Genomic DNA, 2,418 nt, shown 5'->3' with positions numbered 1-2,418 from the left:
GTGGACACGGGTGCTCCTCGGGCGCGTGGGCCAGACCCCGCGCTCGCGGGGTCATGCTCACGGTCGGCAGCGGGCGTCGTCGGGTGAAGCGCTGCCGCAGCACGTCACTCTCTCGCGCGTCCCGACGACCGCGGACCTCGCCCCGGGTGCCGCGTGACGGCGCGGGTCACCCCACCAGGTGGCTGCGGAGCTCGGTCACCTCGAACGGGTCCAGGGTCGTGGTCGTCAGGGCCGTGCCGTCGATGGTCCGCCACTCGTGGTCCGGGTCCTCGTCGACCCGGTACCTGCCCTCCCACACCGTGGTCAACGTGACCGTGAAGGTCCCCACGTCCTCGTAGACATGCTCCACGTCCCGGTTCGGGTACGGGCCACCCGGCGACGTCGTCGTCAGCGCCTGCCCGTCACCGAAGTCCCACGTGTACTCCACCGGCCACGTCACCACGTCGATGTCGAAGCCCAGCAGGCTCGTGCGGAACGTGCGCTCCTCAGGATCGACCCACCCGATGATCCCCTTGTTCACCAGCACCGTCCCACCCTCGCCAGGCTGGCGGTGCGTCACCGTCGGCTTGATCGTCAGCTGACGGAAGTCGCTCTGCGTGAGCTGCGGCAGCAGGTCGTCCGGACACACCCACCCGATCCGCATCTCCCACTGCGACCACGGCGAACCGACCGCCACACGCGTGCGACGCCACAACGGCATCACCGGCTCGTCCTCACCGCACCCCGGGATGACCACCGTGCCGTTCGGCGGCGCGCACTCGCCGTCGATGTCCGACTCCAGGTGCTGGGAATCCACGTTGCACAACCGGGCGTACGCATAGTCCACCAACGGATCCGCATGAGCCTTCCACGACCGATAGGCGAGGTAACGCTCCAAGGTGTCGGACAGGGTCACGTCGTCCCCGCCGAGATCGCCCCGTCTCCTGGCCTCAGCTGGTGCAGCGACGAGGAAAACCGCCGTCGAGGACAGAATGAGAACCGCGATCAGCGGCCGGACCCTCATGTCCCTGACCCGAACTCGTCGATCTTGACGCCTTCCACCCTCCAGCCGCGGCCGTCGTGCGAGAGGACCATCGTTGCCTTCAGCTGGAGCGTGCCGGGGAAGTCCTCGACCACCACTCCCTGGGGGTTGACTGTCTGCGACGGGTACTCGGTGAACTGGACGTCGACGACAAACGTGCCGTCACCCTGCGCCGATGCCGAGCCGAACCCGAGATCCACAGCACCGCCGGTGCCGTGGTTGCCGGCGTTGTGCACTTCCTCGGCACTCTCACGTCCGCTCTCGCAGAACCGGCAGTCGGGACCGCTGAGAGCGTCCCACTCGGTGAAGTCACCTGTCGCAACGATGTACGAGTACAGCGCCGTGAAGTACTTCGCGACCGCGACCGCGTTGTCCTCGGTGGCCGGACCGTCCAGGGCGTCGGGGCGCGCGGGGGGCTTGGTGACGTCCTGGTCGGGACCTGATGTCGGTGCGACGCTCGGCGCCGAGGACGGGGTCGGCGTCGGTGACGGGTCGGGCGTCGGGGTGACTGTCGCGTGCGACGACGTCGTCGGTCTCGGCGTCGTCGGAGCCGCTGTGCCCTCTGCGGTGCAGCCCGCCGACGCGAGCACCCCGACCAGCACGAGTCCGACCGCCCAGCTCCCCCTCGATCGCATGGGGATGAACGTACACAGAACGGTCAGCCCCTGGGGGCGTTCGTCCACAGACCTCGGCCCGCTGCTACGGCGCGCGCACCTCGAGGAGGTCGTCGAGCCCGGCGAAGTCTCCCCGGTTCTTCGTGACCAGCACGGCGCCGTGGGCGTGGGCGGTCGCGGCGATCAGCAGGTCGAACACCCGGGCGCGCGGCCGCCGTCCGGCCGTGACCGTCTTGGCCGCCAGCAGGGCGTAGGACGACGCGACGGCGTCGTCGACCGGCAGAGCGGCGAGCGCGACCTCGGCGCTGGACAGCACCCGCATCCGCGCGGCCCGGGCCTCCGGCGTGCGGGCTACCATGACACCGAACCGCAGCTCGGCCAGCGTCGCGATGCTGATCGCGGCCTCGTCGTCGCCATCCGTCGGCACCAGGCCGTGGATGAGGACGTTCGTGTCGAGGATCAGCCTCACCGGTCGCTGCCGCGCTCGAACGGATCGGCAGCGGCACCGTCGACCAACGCCAGGTCGTCGTCCCACGCGGGGTCGTGGACTCCTGGGAACAGCGCCGCCAGCTCGGCGACCGGACGCCACGCGGGACGGGTCTCGAGGTGGGGCACCAGCTCGGCGACCGGACGCCCGTGAACCGTCACGACGAGGTGCTCACCGTTCTCGACGCGGCGCAGCAGCCCGGACGCGTCCTGCCGCAGCTCGCGCACCCCGACGGTCGTCATGGCCCCGAATGTAGCACCGTGTGCTACGTCGTACGGATCCGAGGGCTACACCGG

Annotated in this window: 4 protein-coding genes; all 4 read right to left on the bottom strand. The window is 70.1% G+C overall.

Annotated elements, in window-relative coordinates:
- Positions 1-166: 166 nt before the first annotated feature.
- Positions 167-796: a PKD domain-containing protein gene (locus tag CUD01_RS16270; RefSeq protein WP_166772051.1), complete on the bottom strand. Its 630-nt coding sequence runs from the start codon at positions 794-796 to the stop codon at positions 167-169.
- A gap of 203 nt (positions 797-999) precedes the next feature.
- A complete protein-coding gene (locus CUD01_RS16265) occupies positions 1,000-1,704 on the bottom strand; it encodes a DUF6318 family protein (RefSeq protein ID WP_166772052.1) in 705 nt (234 codons plus the stop codon).
- Between the two features lie 16 nt (positions 1,705-1,720).
- Positions 1,721-2,104: a PIN domain-containing protein gene (locus CUD01_RS16260; RefSeq protein WP_141322529.1), complete on the bottom strand. Its 384-nt coding sequence runs from the start codon at positions 2,102-2,104 to the stop codon at positions 1,721-1,723.
- Positions 2,101-2,364 carry a type II toxin-antitoxin system Phd/YefM family antitoxin gene (locus CUD01_RS16255; RefSeq protein WP_141322528.1) on the bottom strand — a complete coding sequence of 88 codons (264 nt, stop codon included), beginning with the start codon at positions 2,362-2,364 and terminating at the stop codon, positions 2,101-2,103. Before CUD01_RS16255 ends, CUD01_RS16260 begins: the two co-directional genes overlap by 4 nt.
- Between the last annotated feature and the right edge of the window lie 54 nt (positions 2,365-2,418).

This window comes from Cellulomonas uda, assembly GCF_006538705.1.
GTDB classification, from domain to species: Bacteria; Actinomycetota; Actinomycetes; order Actinomycetales; family Cellulomonadaceae; genus Cellulomonas; species Cellulomonas uda.
This window is presented reverse-complemented; position numbering and strand designations above follow the sequence as displayed.